The 18,640-nt window shown below is 48.2% G+C and carries 18 protein-coding genes, 1 tRNA gene and 1 other RNA gene; 18 read left to right on the top strand and 2 right to left on the bottom strand.

The window, feature by feature from the left end; genetic code table 11:
• Together tal and dusA are read right to left on the bottom strand one after the other, a co-directional pair.
• The gene (gene tal / locus O9X78_RS04425; protein ID WP_269618402.1) at nucleotides 1-951 is read right to left on the bottom strand and encodes a transaldolase; all 951 of its coding nucleotides are present in this window, start codon (nucleotides 949-951) and stop codon (nucleotides 1-3) included.
• The gene (dusA, locus tag O9X78_RS04420) at nucleotides 941-1,963 is read right to left on the bottom strand and encodes a tRNA dihydrouridine(20/20a) synthase DusA (RefSeq protein ID WP_269618401.1); all 1,023 of its coding nucleotides are present in this window, start codon (nucleotides 1,961-1,963) and stop codon (nucleotides 941-943) included. Before dusA ends, tal begins: the two co-directional genes overlap by 11 nt.
• A 133-nt stretch (nucleotides 1,964-2,096) precedes the next feature.
• Here dusA and gltX point away from each other — a divergent pair, with 133 nt between their 5' ends.
• The 18 genes from gltX to O9X78_RS04330 all read left to right on the top strand — a co-directional run bounded on the left by gltX (nucleotide 2,097) and on the right by O9X78_RS04330 (nucleotide 18,599).
• Nucleotides 2,097-3,581: a glutamate--tRNA ligase gene (gene gltX, locus O9X78_RS04415; protein ID WP_269618400.1), complete on the top strand. Its 1,485-nt coding sequence runs from the start codon at nucleotides 2,097-2,099 to the stop codon at nucleotides 3,579-3,581.
• Nucleotides 3,582-3,715: 134 nt separating this feature from the next.
• Nucleotides 3,716-3,791 (top strand) — tRNA-Ala (locus O9X78_RS04410).
• Nucleotides 3,792-3,973: 182 nt separating this feature from the next.
• Nucleotides 3,974-4,252, top strand: coding sequence for a polyhydroxyalkanoic acid system family protein (locus tag O9X78_RS04405; protein WP_269618399.1), 279 nt, complete (start codon nucleotides 3,974-3,976; stop codon nucleotides 4,250-4,252).
• Between the two features lie 96 nt (nucleotides 4,253-4,348).
• Nucleotides 4,349-5,755 (top strand): DegQ family serine endoprotease, encoded by a 1,407-nt coding sequence (locus tag O9X78_RS04400; protein ID WP_269618398.1) that lies wholly within the window; start codon nucleotides 4,349-4,351, stop codon nucleotides 5,753-5,755.
• Nucleotides 5,756-5,784: 29 nt separating this feature from the next.
• Entirely contained in the window at nucleotides 5,785-6,381 is a 597-nt protein-coding gene (locus O9X78_RS04395) for a DUF4136 domain-containing protein (protein ID WP_269618397.1), read from the top strand.
• A 115-nt stretch (nucleotides 6,382-6,496) separates the two neighbouring features.
• An RNA gene (ffs, locus tag O9X78_RS04390) (signal recognition particle sRNA small type) lies at nucleotides 6,497-6,593 on the top strand.
• Between the two features lie 114 nt (nucleotides 6,594-6,707).
• Entirely contained in the window at nucleotides 6,708-8,741 is a 2,034-nt protein-coding gene (dnaX, locus tag O9X78_RS04385) for a DNA polymerase III subunit gamma/tau (protein WP_269618396.1), read from the top strand.
• A gap of 12 nt (nucleotides 8,742-8,753) precedes the next feature.
• The gene (locus tag O9X78_RS04380; protein WP_269618395.1) at nucleotides 8,754-9,077 is read left to right on the top strand and encodes a YbaB/EbfC family nucleoid-associated protein; all 324 of its coding nucleotides are present in this window, start codon (nucleotides 8,754-8,756) and stop codon (nucleotides 9,075-9,077) included.
• Nucleotides 9,078-9,079: 2 nt separating this feature from the next.
• Entirely contained in the window at nucleotides 9,080-9,679 is a 600-nt protein-coding gene (gene recR, locus O9X78_RS04375) for a recombination mediator RecR (protein ID WP_269618394.1), read from the top strand.
• Nucleotides 9,672-10,790 (top strand): ribonuclease D, encoded by a 1,119-nt coding sequence (rnd, locus tag O9X78_RS04370; RefSeq protein WP_269618393.1) that lies wholly within the window; start codon nucleotides 9,672-9,674, stop codon nucleotides 10,788-10,790. The genes recR and rnd overlap by 8 nt, the downstream gene beginning before the upstream one ends.
• Nucleotides 10,787-11,065: a YcgL domain-containing protein gene (locus tag O9X78_RS04365; RefSeq protein WP_269618392.1), complete on the top strand. Its 279-nt coding sequence runs from the start codon at nucleotides 10,787-10,789 to the stop codon at nucleotides 11,063-11,065. The genes rnd and O9X78_RS04365 overlap by 4 nt, the downstream gene beginning before the upstream one ends.
• 8 nt (nucleotides 11,066-11,073) lie before the next feature.
• Entirely contained in the window at nucleotides 11,074-11,526 is a 453-nt protein-coding gene (locus O9X78_RS04360) for a YcgN family cysteine cluster protein (RefSeq protein ID WP_269618391.1), read from the top strand.
• Between the two features lie 8 nt (nucleotides 11,527-11,534).
• On the top strand, nucleotides 11,535-11,936 hold the full coding sequence (locus tag O9X78_RS04355; protein ID WP_269618390.1) for a hypothetical protein: 402 nt from the start codon (nucleotides 11,535-11,537) through the stop codon (nucleotides 11,934-11,936).
• 172 nt (nucleotides 11,937-12,108) lie between these two features.
• Nucleotides 12,109-12,927, top strand: coding sequence for an FHA domain-containing protein (locus tag O9X78_RS04350; protein WP_269618389.1), 819 nt, complete (start codon nucleotides 12,109-12,111; stop codon nucleotides 12,925-12,927).
• Nucleotides 12,928-13,022: 95 nt separating this feature from the next.
• Nucleotides 13,023-14,681 (top strand): caspase family protein, encoded by a 1,659-nt coding sequence (locus tag O9X78_RS04345; protein WP_269618388.1) that lies wholly within the window; start codon nucleotides 13,023-13,025, stop codon nucleotides 14,679-14,681.
• A gap of 74 nt (nucleotides 14,682-14,755) precedes the next feature.
• A complete protein-coding gene (locus tag O9X78_RS04340; protein WP_269618387.1) occupies nucleotides 14,756-16,078 on the top strand; it encodes an autotransporter outer membrane beta-barrel domain-containing protein in 1,323 nt (440 codons plus the stop codon).
• Between the two features lie 32 nt (nucleotides 16,079-16,110).
• Nucleotides 16,111-16,980 carry an alpha/beta fold hydrolase gene (locus O9X78_RS04335; RefSeq protein ID WP_269618386.1) on the top strand — a complete coding sequence of 290 codons (870 nt, stop codon included), beginning with the start codon at nucleotides 16,111-16,113 and terminating at the stop codon, nucleotides 16,978-16,980.
• Entirely contained in the window at nucleotides 16,977-18,599 is a 1,623-nt protein-coding gene (locus O9X78_RS04330; RefSeq protein ID WP_269618385.1) for a serine/threonine-protein kinase, read from the top strand. Before O9X78_RS04335 ends, O9X78_RS04330 begins: the two co-directional genes overlap by 4 nt.
• Nucleotides 18,600-18,640 lie beyond the last annotated feature (41 nt).

The raw sequence follows: 18,640 nt of genomic DNA, 5'->3' as shown, positions 1-18,640 counted from the left end.
TTAGGTCCACTCGCTAAGCAGGATTTCAAGTTTAATTTGGTCAGCAGCAAAAGCTCTAATACCCTCAGCGAGTTTTTCTGTCGCCATTGCGTCTTCATTCAACGCCCAACGGAATCCAGATTCAGTAATATCGAGTTTGCTAATGGGTTCAAAGGTCATAGATGGCGATAGTTTCCGGGGGAGGACTTGGCTGTCTTCGCTCAGTTCTTTAAGAAGTGCAGGGCTAATCGTTAGGCGGTCGCAGCCGGCCAAGGCCTCGATTTCTGCCATATTGCGGAAGCTCGCGCCCATCACTACTGTTTTATAGTCATGCTGCTTGTAATAACTGTAAATGGCGATTACTGATTGCACGCCTGGGTCATCATTGGCGGTGTCTGGTTTAACACCCCGCGCGACATGCCAATCTAATATTCGCCCCACAAATGGTGAAATCAATGTTGCGCCAGCCTCAGCGCAGGCGGCAGCCTGAATGAGGCTAAACAACAAAGTGAGGTTACATTCTATGCCTTCTTTCTCTAGCACCTTTGCGGCTTGAATACCTTCCCATGTCGACGCAATTTTGATTAGCAAACGCTCTTTGCCTATACCTTTGTTTTGGTAAAGATCGGCAATATAGCGGCCTTGGGCAATCATGGCATCGGTATTAAATGATAGCCGTGCGTCGACTTCTGTAGACACTTTTCCGGGGACTAATTTGCAAATTTCGCTGCCGATCTCAACCGCCAGTTGCGTTGCTGTTTTTTGAAGCCATTGCGCGTCTCTTGCGCCATCACTTTGTGCCTGAATGACGCGCTGGATTAGGGGGCGGTACTGCGGCAATTGAGCCGCTTTTAGAATAAGAGACGGGTTTGTGGTGGCATCTTGGGGCGAGAAGTTGCGGATTGCGTCTATGTCACCCGTGTCGGCAACAACATCGGTAACTTGTTTTAGTTGGTCTAATTTACTGCTCATTAATCGCTGTCCTTTTTCCCTGCATGGTCTGCAGAGCGTGTTCCGTAAGATTTAAGGCCTGTTCTAAAACCTCAATGCCAGCGGTGGGTTTGTGCGCGTGTTCGCTGATATAGCGTCTAAATAAACGACCACCAGGTTCGCCATTAAATAATCCCAGCATATGCCTACTTATATGATTGAGTCGGGTACCGCTGGCAAGTTCCGCTTCAATATAGGGGAATAATCCGCGAATAATATCGCTTCGCGTACAGATCTTCTGATCTCTACCATAAAACTGTGAATCTACTTCGGCAAGAAGAAACGGTGTTTGATAGGCACTGCGGCCCATCATAATGCCATCCACATGTGACAATTGCGAGGCGGCATCCGGCATGTTCTGTATGCCGCCATTGATGATGATTTCAAGGTCGGGGAAATCCTGTTTTAGTTGATATACCAAGTTGTAATTCAAGGGCGGTATTTCACGATTTTCCTTTGGACTGAGGCCTTGCAACCAAGCTTTGCGGGCATGAACGATAATGGCGTCAGTGCCTGCATCGGCGATGGCCGCGACGAATTCCTGCAATGGGCCGTATCCCTCTTGCTCATCAATACCGATGCGATGTTTGACAGTGATAGGAAGACTGCTTGCATCTTTCATGGCTTTGACACAGTCGGCGACGAGGGTTGGGCGCGACATTAAGCAAGCGCCGAAAAAGCCATTTTGAACCCGGTCAGACGGGCAGCCGCAGTTTAAATTAACTTCGTCGTAGCCCCACTTTTCTGCTAAGCGAACAGAGTGCACCAAGGCATCTGGGTCACTGCCGCCGAGTTGTAGGGCCAGAGGATGCTCAATGTCACTAAAATTAAGATGGCGTTCCGCGTCGCCATGTATCAGTGCACCGGTAGTGATCATTTCGGTGTAAAGCACTGCTTCGGTGGTCAGCTGGCGCCAAAAAACCCTACATTGTCGGTCTGACCAGTCGAGCATCGGCGCAACGCAAAAGCGGCGATTGAGTGATTTTTTATACATCTGCCGCGAAATACCTCTGCGGGTGGGTGAATCTTGCCGTGTCTGGCACGTATAATAGCGGGCTAAATGGCCTGCTCGTGCACTTGGCGGCGAGCCTAAATGTCTATTGTATTCAAATGGTAATAAACACTCCATGACTGTTCGTACTCGTATTGCTCCTTCGCCTACCGGCGACCCACATGTTGGCACAGCGTATATCGCGCTGTTCAATTACTGTTTTGCGAAAAGCCAGGGTGGTGAATTTATACTTCGTATTGAAGATACCGATCAGCAGCGCTCTACGCCGGCATCAGAGCAGGCGATTCTGGATTCATTGCGTTGGTTGGGTTTGGCGTGGGCAGAAGGGCCAGATGTTGGCGGCCCTCACGGGCCTTATCGCCAAAGCGAACGCAGCGAAATATATAAAGAACACTGTGAGCAGTTAATTGCCGCAGGCCACGCATTTCGATGCTATCGAACGGCTGAGGAGCTAGATATATTACGTGAGGCTCGCCGCGAAGCGGGTGGACATACCGCGTTAAAATATTCAGATCTTAAACTTGATGATGCTGAACATACTCGCCGCGAGAGAGCAGGGGATGCCTATGTAATTCGAATGCATGTGCCCGAAGATGATGGTCGCTGCGAAATTGACGATATGTTGCGGGGTAAAATTGAGCTGGAGTGGGGGCAGGTAGACGCCCAAATACTACTTAAGTCAGATGGTTTGCCGACCTATCATTTGGCTAATGTGGTTGATGATCATTTAATGGAGATAACCCATGTTCTGCGGGGTGAGGAGTGGATTAACTCTGCGCCAAAGCATAAGTTACTTTATCAGTATTTTGGCTGGGATATGCCGGTACTTTGTCATTTGCCACTGCTGCGCAATCCAGACAAAAGTAAGCTCAGTAAACGCAAAAATCCGACGAGTATATGGTACTACCAGCGCATGGGCTTTTTGCCTGAGGCATTGTTGAATTACCTTGGTCGCATGGGCTGGTCAATGCCAGACGAGAGCGAAAAATTCAGCCTGCAAACAATGATAGATAATTTCGATATTACCCGCGTTAGCTTAGGCGGCCCGATATTCGATGTAGAAAAGCTGCGCTGGTTGAACGGCTTGTGGCTGCGAGAGGACTGCAGTCTCGAACAGCTTGCTGATCGCATGCAGGATTGGGCTTTAAATCGCGAAACGCTAATGAAAATGCTGCCACACCTGCAGTCGCGCATTGAAGTGTTCAGCGATATGGCGCCTCTTGCTGGCTTCTTTTTGTCGGGAATGCTGCCACTCACACCGGCTAGTTTCGCTGGATCGAACTTGAGTGAGGAGGAGCTTGTTACGTTGCTTCAGTGCGCTGCGTGGCGTTTGGAGGCGTTGAGCGATTGGCAGCGCGACCGAATTTTTGCCGAAGTAAAGTCTCTTGCTGACGGTCTCGGTATAAAGCTTAAGGATTTTATGCCACCTTTATTTATTGCCATAGCGGGCACAACGTCGTCGATTTCCGTCGTTGACTCGATGGAAGTGTTGGGCCCAGATATGAGTCGCGCTCGTTTGCGGCACGCCATCGAAGTATTGGGTGGTGTGGGCAAAAAACGTTTGAAAAAGCTTGAAAAGCAATATCAAGATCTTGCGTAATTGATAGCTTCTTTCAGTACCGGTTAGTCCCGTGAGAGTTGCATGGGCTTGATAGTGTTAGAAAAATGCGGTGATTTCAAATCCGTGTGTTGACAAGCTTGGGGGCTGATCGTAATATGCGCAGCCTCCACTTTGGGGCTATAGCTCAGCTGGGAGAGCGCTTGCATGGCATGCAAGAGGTCGGCGGTTCGATCCCGCCTAGCTCCACCAAAGTTTTGAAAAACCGCTTAATTGCGGTTTTTTTTTGCCTGCACATTTGTACTTTCGCTCAACGCTGGATATTGGCGTTGGTCTCGATGTCCGTTTGAACACAATAGTTGGGCAACTTTGTGATGAGCTGCCATAATACAGGCGGATTGTTTCGTATTATTACTTTATGGAGTATTGAATCAGTGTCGAATATTTCACTTCGCCAACGCCATAATAAAAATCCAGACGAACTCCGTGACTTAATTAAGCAGATGGCGACAAAGTTGGAAGAGCGGTATCAAATCAGTTCGCGTTGGTTAAGTAACGATGAAGTCGAAGTTGTGCGTTCGGGAATTAAAGGCTTAATCACCCTGGGAGAGCAAGAGGTTAAAGTCGATATTAAATTGGGCTTAATGATGGGCGCGTTTAAGTCAAAAATTCAGAGCGAAATCTCTCGCTCAATGGCAGAAAAACTTGTTTGATGAAAATGCCAAACAAATAGTTAATTTGCGGAATTTTTTGTGTTGAGCTGGGCTCTAACGGTCAGTGTTATTGACTATTGGGAGCCGAAATACGTTATGACTAATCAGTTTCAGACTTTTCGTACATCACAGTACTTGTTAGTTAAGGCCTTGGTTTTTTGTTTTTTGGCTACTCTAGCGCAGGGCAGTCTGGCATTTTTCCCGCAGGAGGATGGTGAGGGGCGCGCGCTTCCCAGTTTGGCGCCGATGTTAAAAACGGTTAATCCTGCGGTCGTTAATATTTCAACGTATACCACGCAAACCGTTCGCCAAAACCCCTTGCTTAATGATCCGTTTTTTCGCCGATTTTTCAATGTGCCAGATCAGCAAATGCAGCAGCTGCAACCACAGCGTCGCACGCAAAGTGCGGGCTCTGGTGTCATAATCGATGCTGAGAAGGGCATCGTTCTGACTAATCACCACGTAGTGAATGGCGCTGATGAGATTACGGTCAGTATGGAAGACGGCCGTAATTACACTGCTACCCTCGTTGGAACCGATCCGGATGTGGATATTGCAGTACTGAAAATTGATGCGAAGAACCTACACAGCGTAAAACTAGCTGATTCTGAGAAATTAGAGGTAGGTGATTACGTTGTGGCTATAGGTAATCCCTTTGGTCTTGGGCAAACGGTTACAACGGGTATAGTTAGCGCACTTGGCCGAACGGGTCTTGGTATAGAAGGTTATGAAAATTTCATACAAACCGATGCGTCGATTAATCCGGGTAATTCTGGCGGCGCGCTGGTCAATTTGCGAGGCGAGTTGGTTGGCGTGAATACGGCAATTTTGGCGCCCTCTGGCGGAAATGTTGGGATTGGCTTTGCCATTCCCATCAATATGGCCAAAGTGAGTATTGATCAAATTCTAGAGCATGGAGAAGTGCGGCGGGGTCAGCTGGGTGTTGTTATCCAAGACTTAACTTCTGAGTTGGCGGATGCGTTTAAGGTCGGTAAACATCAGCGCGGCGCGGTGATCGCAGAGGTGCAGAGTGGTTCTGCGGCAGACAAAGCGGGTTTGCAGGTGGGTGACGTCGTTGTAGAGGTTGACGGTAAAGAGATCCGTAGCTCCGCGCAGCTACGCAATGCAGTTGGTCTAAAACGTGTTGGGGACCGTATTCTAGTTACGGTATTGCGTGAAGGTAAGCGTAAAGAGTACCGCGCTGAACTTGCGGCTGTTTCTGCTGGGGCAGCGGTAGTTGCTAGCGGTGATTCGAGCAGTGATCTGCTGCAGGGCGTGACTCTGCGAGATGCCGAAAACGGGCAGGGTGTATTAGTGACAGCGGTCGCCAATACAGCAGAAGCCTCTGGTAAATTAGTGCAAGGCGATTTAATTGTGTCTGTTAACCAGCGCCGTGTCGGCGATGTAAAGCAGTTTAGCGAGATAATGTCTTCCAGCAAGGGGCGTTTGTTACTGAGAGTCCTGCGTGGTCAAATGGCGCTATGGGTTGTGTTACAGCCATAGTAAGCAAAGTGTTTTAGGAGTAGTCGGTAATGAAAAAGTTAATAGTAGCTGTTGTAGTGAGCATGCTCGCGGCGTGTGCAGGTGTGCCAGTATCTACCGACTACTCTCAGGAGTTCGATTTTAGTAATGTATCTAGCTATGCGTGGTTATTGCCCGCGAAAGCGAGTGATCCCGAGGTGGATAATGATTTGGTACGCCAGCGCGTAGTCGATGCAGTTGACGCGCAGTTCACCGCAAGAGGCTTGGTAAAATCGGCTGACATCAGCAAAGCGTCGGTTTTAGTGAGTTATCAGCTGGGGCAGGAAGATAAAATTGCCATCGATAACTTTGGGTCGTGGTATACCCATTTTGGCTATTATCCCTGTTACAACTGCGGCTACCGTCCCGGCTATGGCTATTTCGGTCGCAGCCATTTTTATGATGACGACATTTGGGTGCGCAATTATAAACAGAGCACCCTAATGATTGATGTTATTGACCCTGCTAGCAAAAAATTACTTTGGCGGGGGATGACAAAACGAGTTATACCGACACTGAATACGCCGGAAGAACGCCGTCTATATGTCCTGGAAACCGTATCCGCTATTCTGGCTGAGTTCCCGCCCGGTTCCGCGGTTGCTCGTTGATATTATTCGACATTTTCTGTGATTTTGGCGGTAGGCTGCTTGCATGTGCTGAGGCTTTCACCGACAATAGCGCCCGCGTTGAGGCAGTGCCGTAACGCGTTTTCTGCGGTGGTCCTTCCGGTCCCCTCGCAACGATAGATAGCAAACCCCGCCAGGCCCGGAAGGGAGCAACGGTAGTTATCAACTCGTGTGCCGGGGTGTGGCTGGTTGGGCCGCCACCAGGTCTTGAATGGTCTCTCCTCTTTGTTTATTTCTCTCTCGTATCATTGGTTTATGTCCTTGCTGGGCTGGTGTATCCTTGCCGCCTGCATGTTAGGAATTGTTCAATGAGCTATCAGGTGTTGGCGCGGAAATGGCGCCCAAAAACCTTCCGGGAAATGGCTGGTCAAAATCATGTTCTAAAGGCGTTAGTGAATGCCCTTGATCATGACCGTCTTCATCATGCCTACTTATTTACCGGTACACGCGGTGTGGGGAAAACCACCATTGCGCGTATTTTGGCTAAGTGCCTTAACTGTGAAGCGGGGGTGAGCTCGGAGCCTTGCGGTCAATGTAATGCCTGTGTGGCAATCAACGAGGGTCGTTTTGTTGATTTGTTAGAGGTCGATGCGGCGTCGCGTACCAAGGTTGAGGACACTCGCGAGATTCTAGATAACGTCCAATATACCCCTACGCAGGGGCGTTATAAGGTGTATCTCATCGATGAGGTACACATGCTCAGCAGTAGTAGTTTTAATGCGCTACTGAAAACCCTCGAAGAACCGCCCGCACACGTAAAGTTTTTATTGGCAACCACCGATCCACAAAAATTACCTGCGACAATTCTGTCCCGCTGTTTGCAGTTTAATTTAAAGAATTTAACGCCAGAGCGCATCGTTGAGTACTTAAAAACAGTGCTTGAGCATGAAATGGTGCAGTATGACGAATCGTCTTTATGGCTTTTGGGGCGAGCCGCAGACGGCAGTATGCGCGATGCGCTGAGTCTAACAGATCAAGCTATCGCCTTTGGTTCCGGCAAGCTTGGTGAGGCAGATGTTCGCCAGATGTTGGGCACCATTGACCATAATTCGGTTTATCGCCTTATTGAAGCCTTGGGGCAAAGTGATGGTGCGGCCCTGTTGGCGGTGGTCGCGGATCTCGCTGAAATGGGCGCAGATTTTGCCGGTGTGATTAGTGAGTTATTAGTCGTAATGCATCGCCTAGCGGTAGCGCAGACCGTCCCTGATGGTTTAGATAACAACTTGGGTGATCGCGCTAAGCTCATTGACTTGGCCGCTACAATTACAGCGGAAGATGTGCAATTTTATTATCAAATTGCACTCGCAGGGCGTCGTGATATGGGCTTCGCACCAGATCCACGTGCGGGTCTAGAGATGCTGCTGCTAAGAATGCTCGCGTTTAAACCCCAAGGGATTATTGATGCACCGCGCAGAAATTTACCTAAGCCAGTAACGGCAGTGGCTGGGGAGGCCGCTGCTCCAGTAAAAAAGCCGCAGACGCCTGAGTCGGCGGACGGTGCGCTGGAAATCGCGGGTGAAGAAGTCGGTCTTGCTTCAAATGCAAATACCTCAGAACCAGTAGAGAACTCAGTCGATGTTGCGCCAACCGCCTCCCTGGACGGTTTTGCTGTGCGCCAAGACGAAGTAAGCACGCCGTCGAAAGTATCAACTGAATCACCTGTTTCGTCAGAGCCTGAATCCTTAGAATTGGTTACGCCGGCGACATCGGCGTCGGATTCGGTTGATTCTAAAAACGCTGATCCTATTGAGGCAGCGCTGAATACGCTAAACACAGCTGATCCTATTATAGAAAACACAGATAATGGCGTTTCTGTTAATGATCCAAGCTTAGTCGAGAATATAGACACAAACGCTGTTGAACGGGCGCGAGTAAATCCCTCAGTGGATAGGGCGCCACTAGAGCTAGCTGCTGTTTTACCCCCCGTAGCGAATCGCGAAAAAATCCCTTTTGAAGCCTTAAATGAAGTTGTTTGGCGAGAACAATTTGATGCATTCTCTTTGCCGGGTATGTTGGGTAGCGTTGCAAGTCATTGTCAAATTAGCGCGCTAACAGAAGGAAGTGTGGCGTTTAATATTGATGCCGCAAATGCAGCCTTGCTCAATGATCGTCATATTGAGCGCTTGGGTGAATTATTGAGTGAGTATTTTCAAATGCCTCTCAATGTAAGCGTCAATATTGCTGAGGCTGCCTTTGAAACGCCTGCGGCCTATAAGCAACGTTGTTTAGACGAGCGTTTGGTAATTGCTAAACAAGCATTGCGCTCGGATTCGTATGTGAACCGGTTAATTGAAGAATTTGATGGTGTATTAGACGAAGAATCTGTTCACCTTGTTGATTAGTGAGGTAAAGATATGAAACCTGATTTAAATGAATTGATGAAAAAAGCGGCTGAGATGCAGGAAAAAATGCAGAAAGCCCAAGACGAACTCGCGAATGTGGAGGTGCAGGGCGAGTCTGGCGCAGGGTTGGTAAAGGTCACAATGACGGGACGTTACGATGTCCGCAGAGTGGCAATTGATCCTAGCTTAATGTCTGAAGACAAAGAAATGTTAGAAGACTTATTAGCCGCGGCGGTAAATGATGCTGTGCGCAAGGTGGAAAAGAATAATCAAGATAAGATGGGTGGAATGATGTCTGGTCTCGGCATGCCTTCGGGCTTTAAGATGCCATTCTAACGATGAGTTATAGTCCACTAATAGATGAATTGATTGATGCGCTGCGCTGCCTACCTGGCGTGGGCGCAAAGTCGGCGCAGCGTATGAGCTTTCAATTACTAGAGCGAAATCGGCCTGGCGCTGCTCGTCTCGCCGCGGCCCTGAACAAGGCCGTTGAACATGTTGGACACTGCAATAGTTGCCGTACCTTAACGGAAAATGAGCAGTGCTTTATTTGTGCAGATCTGCGTCGTGATCAGCAAACCATCTGTGTGGTGGAGTCGCCCGCCGATGTTATAGCCTTTGAACACAGTGGCGATTATAAGGGTTTATATTTTGTTCTTATGGGGCATTTATCGCCCATAGATGGCATTGGTCCTGCGGAAATTGGAATAGATAAGTTGGTTCAGCGGGCGTCGGAATTGTCAGTCAGTGAAGTTATTCTGGCGACCAACCCAACGGTCGAAGGAGAGGCGACGGCATATTATATTACCGAGCAGATGCGCAGTCGCGGCATTGCTGTTAGCCGAATTGCCCATGGCGTGCCATTGGGTGGTGAATTGGAATACGTGGATAGCGGTACGCTGGCACATGCATTAAAAGGACGCCGTCCCATTGACTGATCCAGTAGAATCTCGTCGCTACATAGATACTGTCGCGGCATTAGTTGCCGCTTGTGATACATGGGCTTCCGCTCAATTTCTTGCTATTGATACCGAGTTTATTCGCACTGATACCTTTTACCCTATTGCCGGGCTGCTTCAGGTGGGGGCAGGCGGTGAACTCTATTTAATTGATCCTTTGTCGATCACTGATTGGTCGGCATTTACCGCGTTGCTGCGCCGCCGCGATCTGCCAAAAGTCATTCACTCTTGCAGTGAGGACTTAGAAGTTTTCCAAGTCTTATTTCAATGTATACCGCAGCCTTTGCTAGATACCCAGATAGGGGCTGGGTTGGCAGGAATGGGAGCCGGTTTAAGTTACCAGCGTCTTGTAATGGAGTGTCTGGGCATACATGTCGAAAAGGGCGAAACCAGATCTGATTGGTTGAGAAGACCGCTAAGTGAGAGTCAGTGCGTTTATGCTGCGCTTGATGTTCTTTACTTGCAGCGAATTTATCCTATTTTGTGTCAGCGCCTAGAAGAAAAGGGTGCGCTAAGTTGGTGGCGGGAAGATTGCGACCTTGTTACCGCGCAGGCCGAAAAACCATTCAACCCAGATGAATATTATTTGCGAATAAAGTCGCTCTGGAAGCTAAGTTCTCGACAGCAATATGCCTTGCAAATGCTTTGTGCGTGGCGAGAAACCGAAGCACGCGCGCGTAATATTCCCAGAGGTCGAGTTTTGAAAGACGCCGCGTGTTTTGAAATTGCACGTCTGGCACCCATAGAAAGTAGCCAGTTAGGCCGAATTAAAGAAGTGTCTCCGGGCACAATTCGGCGCTATGGTGAGTTGATTTTGGCGCTTGTTGCTGATGCTCGTGCTGCCGATGATAGTGTATTTCCACCCCCAGCAGTAAAGCCCTTAACGCCGGGTCAAACCCAGCTTTATAAACAGATGAAAGCGGTGGCCGAGGATATCGCAGATGAGCTTGGTGTTGCGCCAGAGATCCTCGCGAAAAAGCGTGATTTAGAAGAACTAATTCGTACCGGAACATTTCCTGATACATTAACTATGTGGCGTAAATCATTGATAGAGAAAAAGTTGCTGGCGATTTTAGAGAATCGAAAATGAAGCGTATCTGCGCGGTATACCGAAGTACGCGTACAGAAGGCATGTACCTATATGTGGATCATCAAGAGGATGTAAGTCGCGTTCCTGAGGATTTACTGGCCCGGTTTGGCAAGCTCGAACGGGCGATGACATTGGTGCTGACGAAAGAGCGTAAATTGGCGCGGGCCGACGTACAAAAGGTTATGGATGAGATTGTAGATAAGGGATTTTATCTTCAATTGCCACCGCAGGCCGAACGTTTGAATCCGCGTGTTGTTCCTGAAATCGATGATTGATAATTAGTATGGCCGATTTAGTTAGGCGACCGTTTTGGGAAAAAAAGACCTTGGCGGAAATGTCAGCTTCAGAGTGGGAGTCGGTGTGTGATGGCTGTGGTAAATGCTGCCTTCATAAACTAGAAGAACATGATAGTGGAGAGGTGTATTACACCGATGTTGCCTGTCGCCTGCTGGATACATCTGCGTGTCGCTGCGGAGATTATACCGCGCGTCATAAATTGGTGCCGGATTGCATGTCGCTGAGACAAAGTGATCCCAATGATCTGTATTGGTTGCCGTATACCTGCGCATACCGTGTGCTGGCAGAGGGGCGAGAGTTGGAAGATTGGCACCATTTAATTTCAGGTGATGTGAACAGTATCCACGACGCCGGGATGTCGGTTAGAGGTCGCTGTATCAGCGAAAATGATGTACAGGGTATTGATTATGAAGATCGCATTATTCATTGGATTGAGTAGGAATAAACATGGTTGATATCAGTGACTATCGGTTGGCATGGCAGGTGTATCTCGGGGTTGGTCTTCTCGCCAGTGTGATTTGGTGTATGTTATTGCGCCGTTTACCTGTACCGGTATTGAGATATTGGCTAATGACGGCGGGTGTCGTTTTTTTATTCTTGCCCGCTCGTCACCCTGATGTGCCAGATTTGTGGGTGCCGTCAGCAGGAGCCGCTGTACTTTCTATTTTAACGGAAGGTTTGGAGAGCGCCGTGCCGATGTTAGTCACGATTGGTGCAGCGCAAATATTGGCTCTGTTGGTGGGCATCCTTCTTGCGTATGTTTTGTCTGGCGATAGTAAGAAAAAAGTGTCTGCCGCCAAGCCGCCTGCTGATAGGGCGCGGGCGGAGCCGGAAATAGGCTTAGATTAAGTTTCGATGTGATGTCTTTACTTGTTTACCGCCGATTGCTTTTAAATCATCGTGGATTAGCTATACTTCCACAGCTAATGGCAACAAGATTGCCAAATTATGGATAAACCCTGTCTTAATGCCGTTTGTGGCTTTGAAGTGGTGCGTTTGAAAAGCGTTTGTAGGGATGTCGATGGATCTTGAACTAGTAAGCGTAGATGGTGGTGATTCCCACGTGATCACGGCGGCGTCGGTTAATATTGGCCGAGATGCCAGCAATGATATTGCTATTCAAAAAGATCTTTTATCTCGTCGCCACGCAAAACTAAGTTTCGTAGACAATGAGTGGCTGATTGAAGATTTAAACTCTACCAATGGCACTTCCGTTAATAATCGACAAATCAATAGACCAACTAAGGTAAAGGCCGGAGACGTCATCAAATTTGGTGAAACGGCATATTACTTAAAAAATACCGCTGAAGATGGACGCACTATAGTCGCTTCGCGTCTGCCGCAGAAAGACACATCGGCGGGTGGTTCAGTAGTCATTGATGATGAGCCTGAAGGCGATCAAACATCTTTTCAGCAGTCCTACCAGCTCCCTTCCGGGTGGACCAATGTTGCTAGACCAAATTCAGCCTACACAAAAGAAGCGGTAGATCAGGTTATTAACCGCACAATCATATCGAAACAACTTACCCCTGATGTCGTGCTCGTGTTTTATGTTAATGAAACACGTCCACTGGTGTACGGGATCTCAGCGAAGAAGAATGATGCGTTTTGGACTATCGGTCGAGGGCAAGACGTCAAGGTTCGTGTTGATGACCCCAGTATTTCAACCCAGCATGCCCGGCTTGTTTATAAATCGGGCGAATGGAGCTTGGAGGATGTTGGATCTACCAACGGATTGCGTGTTGACGAAGAAGCCTGCTCGAAAGTTGTTTTACATGATCAATGTGTCGTCAGCCTGGGCCGAGTGGACATGGTGTTTCGTACTTTCGCGCAAAAATAACAATTAATGTGTACAGATTAGCCAAGGGCTATGAGAGCTTAGATTAGTAAAAGACGGATTTACATCGACAATTAGAGTAAGCAACGGAGGCAATCATGGCAGGTAGTAACAAGGGTATTCACCACAATAGGTGGTTGAGTTATTCGACCGTATTAGCTTTCCTCGTGCTATCGGCGTGTTCTAATACGCCTGAGAGTGAGGTGAGTGGAACCCCAGCCAATTCAGAAGACGTGATTGCTGGTTTACAAATAGTGGACTGCTTGTTGCCAGGTCAGTTGCGAAAGCTTGGCAACATGGCGTATATGTCGCCTCGCAGACCCATTAAAACAACCGCAGCTGACTGTCGGATTCGTGGCGGTGAATATGTTGCCTACGACCGTGCCGATTATAAAACTGCATTGAAAGTATGGTTGCCCTCTGCAGAAGACGGTGATGCTGAAGCACAGCTTTCGGTGGGCGAAATTTTTGAAAAGGGGCTCGGAACCGAGCCGAATTACGAAGTCGCCGTTTTCTGGTACAAAAAAGCTGCTGATCAAGGCAATAAAAGTGCCTTGTTCAATTTGGGTACCCTATATGAGCAGGGCCTAGGTGTTGAGCAAGACCGACTCCAAGCAATAAATTATTATCGTCAAGCCTGGGGTATGCCTGAGGACAGTCTGATTTATCAGGAAACAGCCCAACGCGAACAGGACGGTTTACGAGCCGAATTGGCTGCGCAACTTAAGTCCAAAGATCAGCAAATGGCGCTGTTAGACAAGCAAGTGGCCTCGCTTAAAAAGAAAGTAAGTAGCAATGCTGGTAAAGTTGCAGTCACGGATATTAGTCCAAGCGATGAACTTGCTACCTTGCAGCAACTGTTGGCGTCGGTTCAAAATGATCGCGCCAGTGTTGAACGTAAACTTTCCACAATTCCAAAGTTACGTACCCCCGCACTGAGTATGCCGGCCGCAGCCCCTGCAGCGGGTGGTGATGGAATAAAATTAGATGGTATGGATTTTGGTCGCTACTATGCGTTGGTTATCGGTAATCGCGATTACTCAATGCTAGATGATCTGGCTACACCGTTGAATGACGCCAAAGAGATTGGTGAAATCCTAGAAAAACAATATGGCTTCCAAGTTCAGCTATTACTGAATTCAGACCGCCTTACGGTGATGCAAGCCATTAACGAACTCCATAGCGTGTTGACTGAAAACGATAATTTGCTTATCTATTATGCTGGTCACGGCAGCATGGTAAATGTGGGTGATCGTGATACGGGATATTGGCTGCCGGTTAACGCGGATGCGCCACCGAACGATGCTTTTTGGGTATCCAATGAATTTGTGAGCAATCATCTGGGGCGGCTGCAAGCGAAGCGCGTCTTAGTGATAGCGGATTCCTGTTACGGTGGGTTGCTGTCTTCTGCGCCCGGTCAACTGTTCTTAGGTAAGGGGCGTGAGTCTGATAACCCTGAGTATGTGAAGTACAAGTTACCGCGGAAATCCCGTCTGCTTATGTCATCTGGTGGTGATAAGCCGGTGATTGATGAGGGCGGTGATGGCCACTCAGTTTTCGCGAGGGAGCTTATTAATGCCTTAAAATCGAATAAGGGGTTGTTGTCAGCACCTGATTTATACGCACAAATTCGTGAGCCAGTTAAGCACCAAGCGGAATTGAATAATTTCGTTCAGGAGCCGGTATATAAGATTATTAAAGGTGCTGGACATGAAGTTGGCGACTTTTTCTTTGTGCCTACCACTAAAGTAAATTAAATCATTAACTGAGTCTTGGCGCTCTTAGCGAGCTACCAGGACCTTTTTTAATATCGAGAGAGAGAGCTTGCGTCGTGAAAAAATACTTATTAAATACAGCAATTAAGACAGCGCTATCTATTAGCTGCGGGTTAATCCTGCTCCCGCAGACCGCGCTGGCGGTTCCGGAGTGTAATAGTAAAGTTCAGCCAGGCGGGTCTACGGATCAAGGCGGAGGGGAATATAACCCCCCCACTGGCGCTACCGGTGGAAGCGGTTTGAATACGGCTGCGGCCTATCAGGGTATGCCGAGAGTCACTGAAACGGCAGTTCCAGTGGAGACGCCTTACTATGAGACCAGCCAAGACCCTGATACCTGTGGTGCAACGGTTAGTGAGTCAACTGGTACCCAGGCGCAAGAAGTGGCTATGTCGCTTCTTCCCAGAATTCTAAGTCAGAATACCTCTGGTGGAAGCAGCGCGAAGAAAGGGAAGAAAAGGGTAACGGCGTTTGATTTCCGTGATCTAGGCGGTGCGGCTGGTGCAGATGATGCCGACAACGCGCTCTTAAACGGCGGTCGCTTCTCTTTATTTAGCTTCACCGATTATACAAATCGCGATCGCCACGCAACGTCCCGCAGCGGTGGTTTTGAACAAGAAGTTAATTCTTTCACACTTGGTTTTGACTATCGTATTGATGACAGCATGTTTTTCGGTATGACTGTCAGTGGGGCTGATGGCGAAAGTAAATTAGATACACGCACGGGCGGCAGCGACACTTCGTCGACGACTATTGGCGTCCACGGAGCTAAGTATTGGGGTAATAGTTTCGTTGCTGGCTTAATAGCATACGGCGCTTTAGATATTGATATTGATCGCACCGCTGCCGGTGATAGTTTTAGTGCTTCCACAGACGGTAGCTATTGGTACGGCGATATATCAATTGGTTTTGAAGAAAATTATGGTGGTTGGCGGATAACTCCACAGGCGCGCGCATTACTTGTTAGCGGCGATATTGACGCCTATCGCGAGAAATCTGCCACCGGAACTGGTGTTATTCGCAGTATCCAAAGCCAAGATATTGATTCGGCGATATTGACCTTGTCGGTTCAGGCAGATTACCCCTTATTACTGGACTGGGGTGTACTACTGCCGTCGATGAGAGTCGAATTAATCGCAGATGGTGGCGATGGTTATAAGTCTAATGGTCAAAATTTGAATGATGTAGATAAAACTGTCGTTAACACCTTTGCAGACCAGGCGGATGATCCGGATTCTAGTACTGTAGCGGTATCGTGGGGAGCGTCGGCACAATTTAGTCAGGGGCTTGCCGCGTATATTGTGTATGAGCGCTTGTTTTACCATGATTATTTGAATAAATACACAGCAACAGTTGGAGTGCGTTACGAACTTCCATAAGTATTTAGCTTCTTAAAAAGCTTGCTTTGCTAATGCATAAACGGTGGCCTGAACACATAAGCGTGCGTGACTTGTGTTCGGGCTTTTTACTTTTCCTTACCGTTTTTTTTATTGCATCCTGTGTTAGTCCTGCGCAGCGCATAGATGATATAGCCGCAGAGAATAACTTTGAACGACGTGTCGTTTCAGGTGATGGTTTTCGTCATATTGTGTATTTAAAAATTACACGGTCGAGTAACCCGCGACTACATGTCTACATTGAAGGTGACGGTAAGCCTTGGCTTCATGGCCGCTATATTGCACAGGATCCCACAACGCAGCGGCCTTTAGCGCTGGAGCTTGCCAAGCTTGATAATGAAAATGTGCTCTACTTGGGCCGCCCCTGTTATATGGGCTTGTTTGACGACGACGTGTGCGAAGATAAATACTGGACCTCCGCTCGCTACTCCGCTGAAGTGGTTGAGAGTATGTCCGCAGTGGTGTCGCGGATAGCCGAAGAGCTTAAGTTTAATAAGGTCACGTTGATTGGTTATAGCGGGGGAGGTACCTTAGCAATGTTAATGTCTTCAGACTCAACCTTTAAGTTGTCGTCGTATTTAGACTCTGTAGTCACAGTGGCGGCTAATCTCGACGTTGCGGCTTGGATACGGCAACATAATTATTTGCCGTTAACAGAGTCCCTAGATCCGCTGCTTGCACATTATCCTGAATCCATCAATTTCATGCATTATATCGGCGCAGACGACGGGAATGTCTCTGCTGAGCAGACGCTTAACTTTGTTGCCAAGCACGGTGGTCGTTATAAAATATTGGAAGCTGTAGATCATAGTTGTTGTTGGTTACAACACTGGCCTGAGTTGTTAATGAGGGATGTGAATCCCATGGGGAGTAAAGTGGAATGACAGACAACGACAAAACACGCGTCCTCGACGGTGACGGGTCATCGCCTAAGGAGAATACCGAGCTGGATGAGTCTCTATTTGATCTAGATGATAGTCTAGCTTGTGGTGATAGCTCGTTGATTGTAGATAATATTACAGAGTTACCGGAATCGACGGATGAGCAGCTCATAGACGTGTCGTTTGATCAGCCAGAAGCAGACATTGATTTAGTAGATGACGACGCCACCGAAGTTAGCGTTTATGCGAGCAAGCTAGGCGATACGAGCTTCGGCGCAGAGGATGCTACCGTCGTTACCGTTGCTAGCAATAACGACGCAACGACACTTTATAATCCAAAGGATACTTTGTCTTCTGCAGGCGCAGGAGGTGGCACTGGTTTTCAGGTTGGAGACCTTTTAAAAGATCGCTTCAGATTAGAAAAAATGCTCGGCGAAGGCGGTATGGGCGCGGTATTTCTGGCGGTTGATCAGCGAAAAATAGAGGCCCGCCACCATGATCCCTACGTTGCTATTAAATTGATTAGCGGGGATTTTTCGCAAGATCCGCTCGCCTATATCTCTTTGCAACGGGAAACGGATAAATCCCAAAAGCTCGCCCATCCCAATGTCATCACAGTGTACGATTTTGATCGTGATGGCGATGTTTTCTTCATGACGATGGAGGCATTGAAGGGGCAGACGCTCGATGAACTGATTAAAAGTCAAACGCTTACACCTGCGCAGAATGTTGAACTTATCAACGCAATGAGCCAGGGGCTCGCCTACGCTCACCATCGCAATATTGTGCATTCCGATGTAAAACCTCAAAATATTTTTGTGACCGAAGCGGGCGTTTTGAAAGTTCTCGACTTCGGTATTGCAAGAGCCTTGGCCTCTGTTGAAGGCGCGGTGCCAGACGAGATCGATGAAGTCGTTGGCTTAACGCCAGCGTATGCAAGCTGCGATATGTTTGAGGGTGCAGATCCTGATCCGGCCGATGATGTTTATGCGATCGGCATTATTGCTTACCAGCTATTTACGGGGAAACATCCCTTTGATCGTAAAAAGGCTACCGTCGCTCGCGATGCTGGAATGCAACCCAAACGTATCAAGGGCATTCCGTATTACCAGTGGAAGGCGATTGCGAAAGCCCTTCGTTTTGAGCGCACTGAACGCTGGCAAAATGCGGATCAATTTTATCGCCAGTTCAGCGGCGCTGGCAGAATGGCTCGGCACCTAAGTATTGCCTTGCTCACTATGGCCCTAGCGTTTGGTGGATACTTGAGTTTTTACACTCCGGAGTCAGGACCAGATATTCCCTTTGAAGAACTATCACCTGTTGTGCAGCAGAAAGTGTTAGATAATTTGGGAGAGGCTGATCAAGCGATGAAGTTCTCTGATTTTAATGGCGCTCTTTTTTATCTAGACCGTGCTTATGACTTGCATCCGCGAAATCCAGATGTGATGGAGAAACTCAATGTGGTCGTCGATAAAATTGTCGATGCGCTGGCCGTAGCTGATACCGAGAACGGTCGAGAATTAGGCTTGCAGCAATTGTCAGAAATTATGAAGTACGATTCCTTGGCGCAAAATCCGACGCTGTTGGCGCTAAAGAAAAAGCTAGAAGCAGGGGGGGAGTAGGGAGAAAGGATAGGCCGACGTTGGCCTATCCTTCGTCAGGA

Source organism: Zhongshania aquatica, from assembly GCF_027257955.1.
In the GTDB taxonomy this organism is placed as follows: Bacteria; Pseudomonadota; Gammaproteobacteria; order Pseudomonadales; family Spongiibacteraceae; genus Spongiibacter; species Spongiibacter aquatica.
The sequence above is the reverse complement of the archived record's forward strand: the minus strand, read 5'-3'. Positions and strand labels throughout refer to the sequence as shown.

Bases quoted from the DNA above. Each gene is read 5' to 3' on its own strand.
- dusA (WP_269618401.1), bottom strand. From the start codon at position 1,963: ATGTATAAAAAATCACTCAATCGCCGCTTTTGCGTTGCGCCGATGCTC.
- recR (WP_269618394.1), top strand. From the start codon at position 9,080: ATGAGTTATAGTCCACTAATAGATGAATTGATTGATGCGCTGCGCTGC.
- gltX (WP_269618400.1), top strand. From the start codon at position 2,097: ATGACTGTTCGTACTCGTATTGCTCCTTCGCCTACCGGCGACCCACAT.
- tal (WP_269618402.1), bottom strand. From the start codon at position 951: ATGAGCAGTAAATTAGACCAACTAAAACAAGTTACCGATGTTGTTGCC.
- O9X78_RS04380 (WP_269618395.1), top strand. From the start codon at position 8,754: ATGAAACCTGATTTAAATGAATTGATGAAAAAAGCGGCTGAGATGCAG.
- O9X78_RS04360 (WP_269618391.1), top strand. From the start codon at position 11,074: ATGGCCGATTTAGTTAGGCGACCGTTTTGGGAAAAAAAGACCTTGGCG.
- O9X78_RS04395 (WP_269618397.1), top strand. From the start codon at position 5,785: ATGAAAAAGTTAATAGTAGCTGTTGTAGTGAGCATGCTCGCGGCGTGT.
- O9X78_RS04350 (WP_269618389.1), top strand. From the start codon at position 12,109: ATGGATCTTGAACTAGTAAGCGTAGATGGTGGTGATTCCCACGTGATC.
- O9X78_RS04335 (WP_269618386.1), top strand. From the start codon at position 16,111: ATGCATAAACGGTGGCCTGAACACATAAGCGTGCGTGACTTGTGTTCG.
- O9X78_RS04355 (WP_269618390.1), top strand. From the start codon at position 11,535: ATGGTTGATATCAGTGACTATCGGTTGGCATGGCAGGTGTATCTCGGG.
- O9X78_RS04400 (WP_269618398.1), top strand. From the start codon at position 4,349: ATGACTAATCAGTTTCAGACTTTTCGTACATCACAGTACTTGTTAGTT.
- O9X78_RS04330 (WP_269618385.1), top strand. From the start codon at position 16,977: ATGACAGACAACGACAAAACACGCGTCCTCGACGGTGACGGGTCATCG.
- O9X78_RS04365 (WP_269618392.1), top strand. From the start codon at position 10,787: ATGAAGCGTATCTGCGCGGTATACCGAAGTACGCGTACAGAAGGCATG.
- dnaX (WP_269618396.1), top strand. From the start codon at position 6,708: ATGAGCTATCAGGTGTTGGCGCGGAAATGGCGCCCAAAAACCTTCCGG.
- O9X78_RS04345 (WP_269618388.1), top strand. From the start codon at position 13,023: ATGGCAGGTAGTAACAAGGGTATTCACCACAATAGGTGGTTGAGTTAT.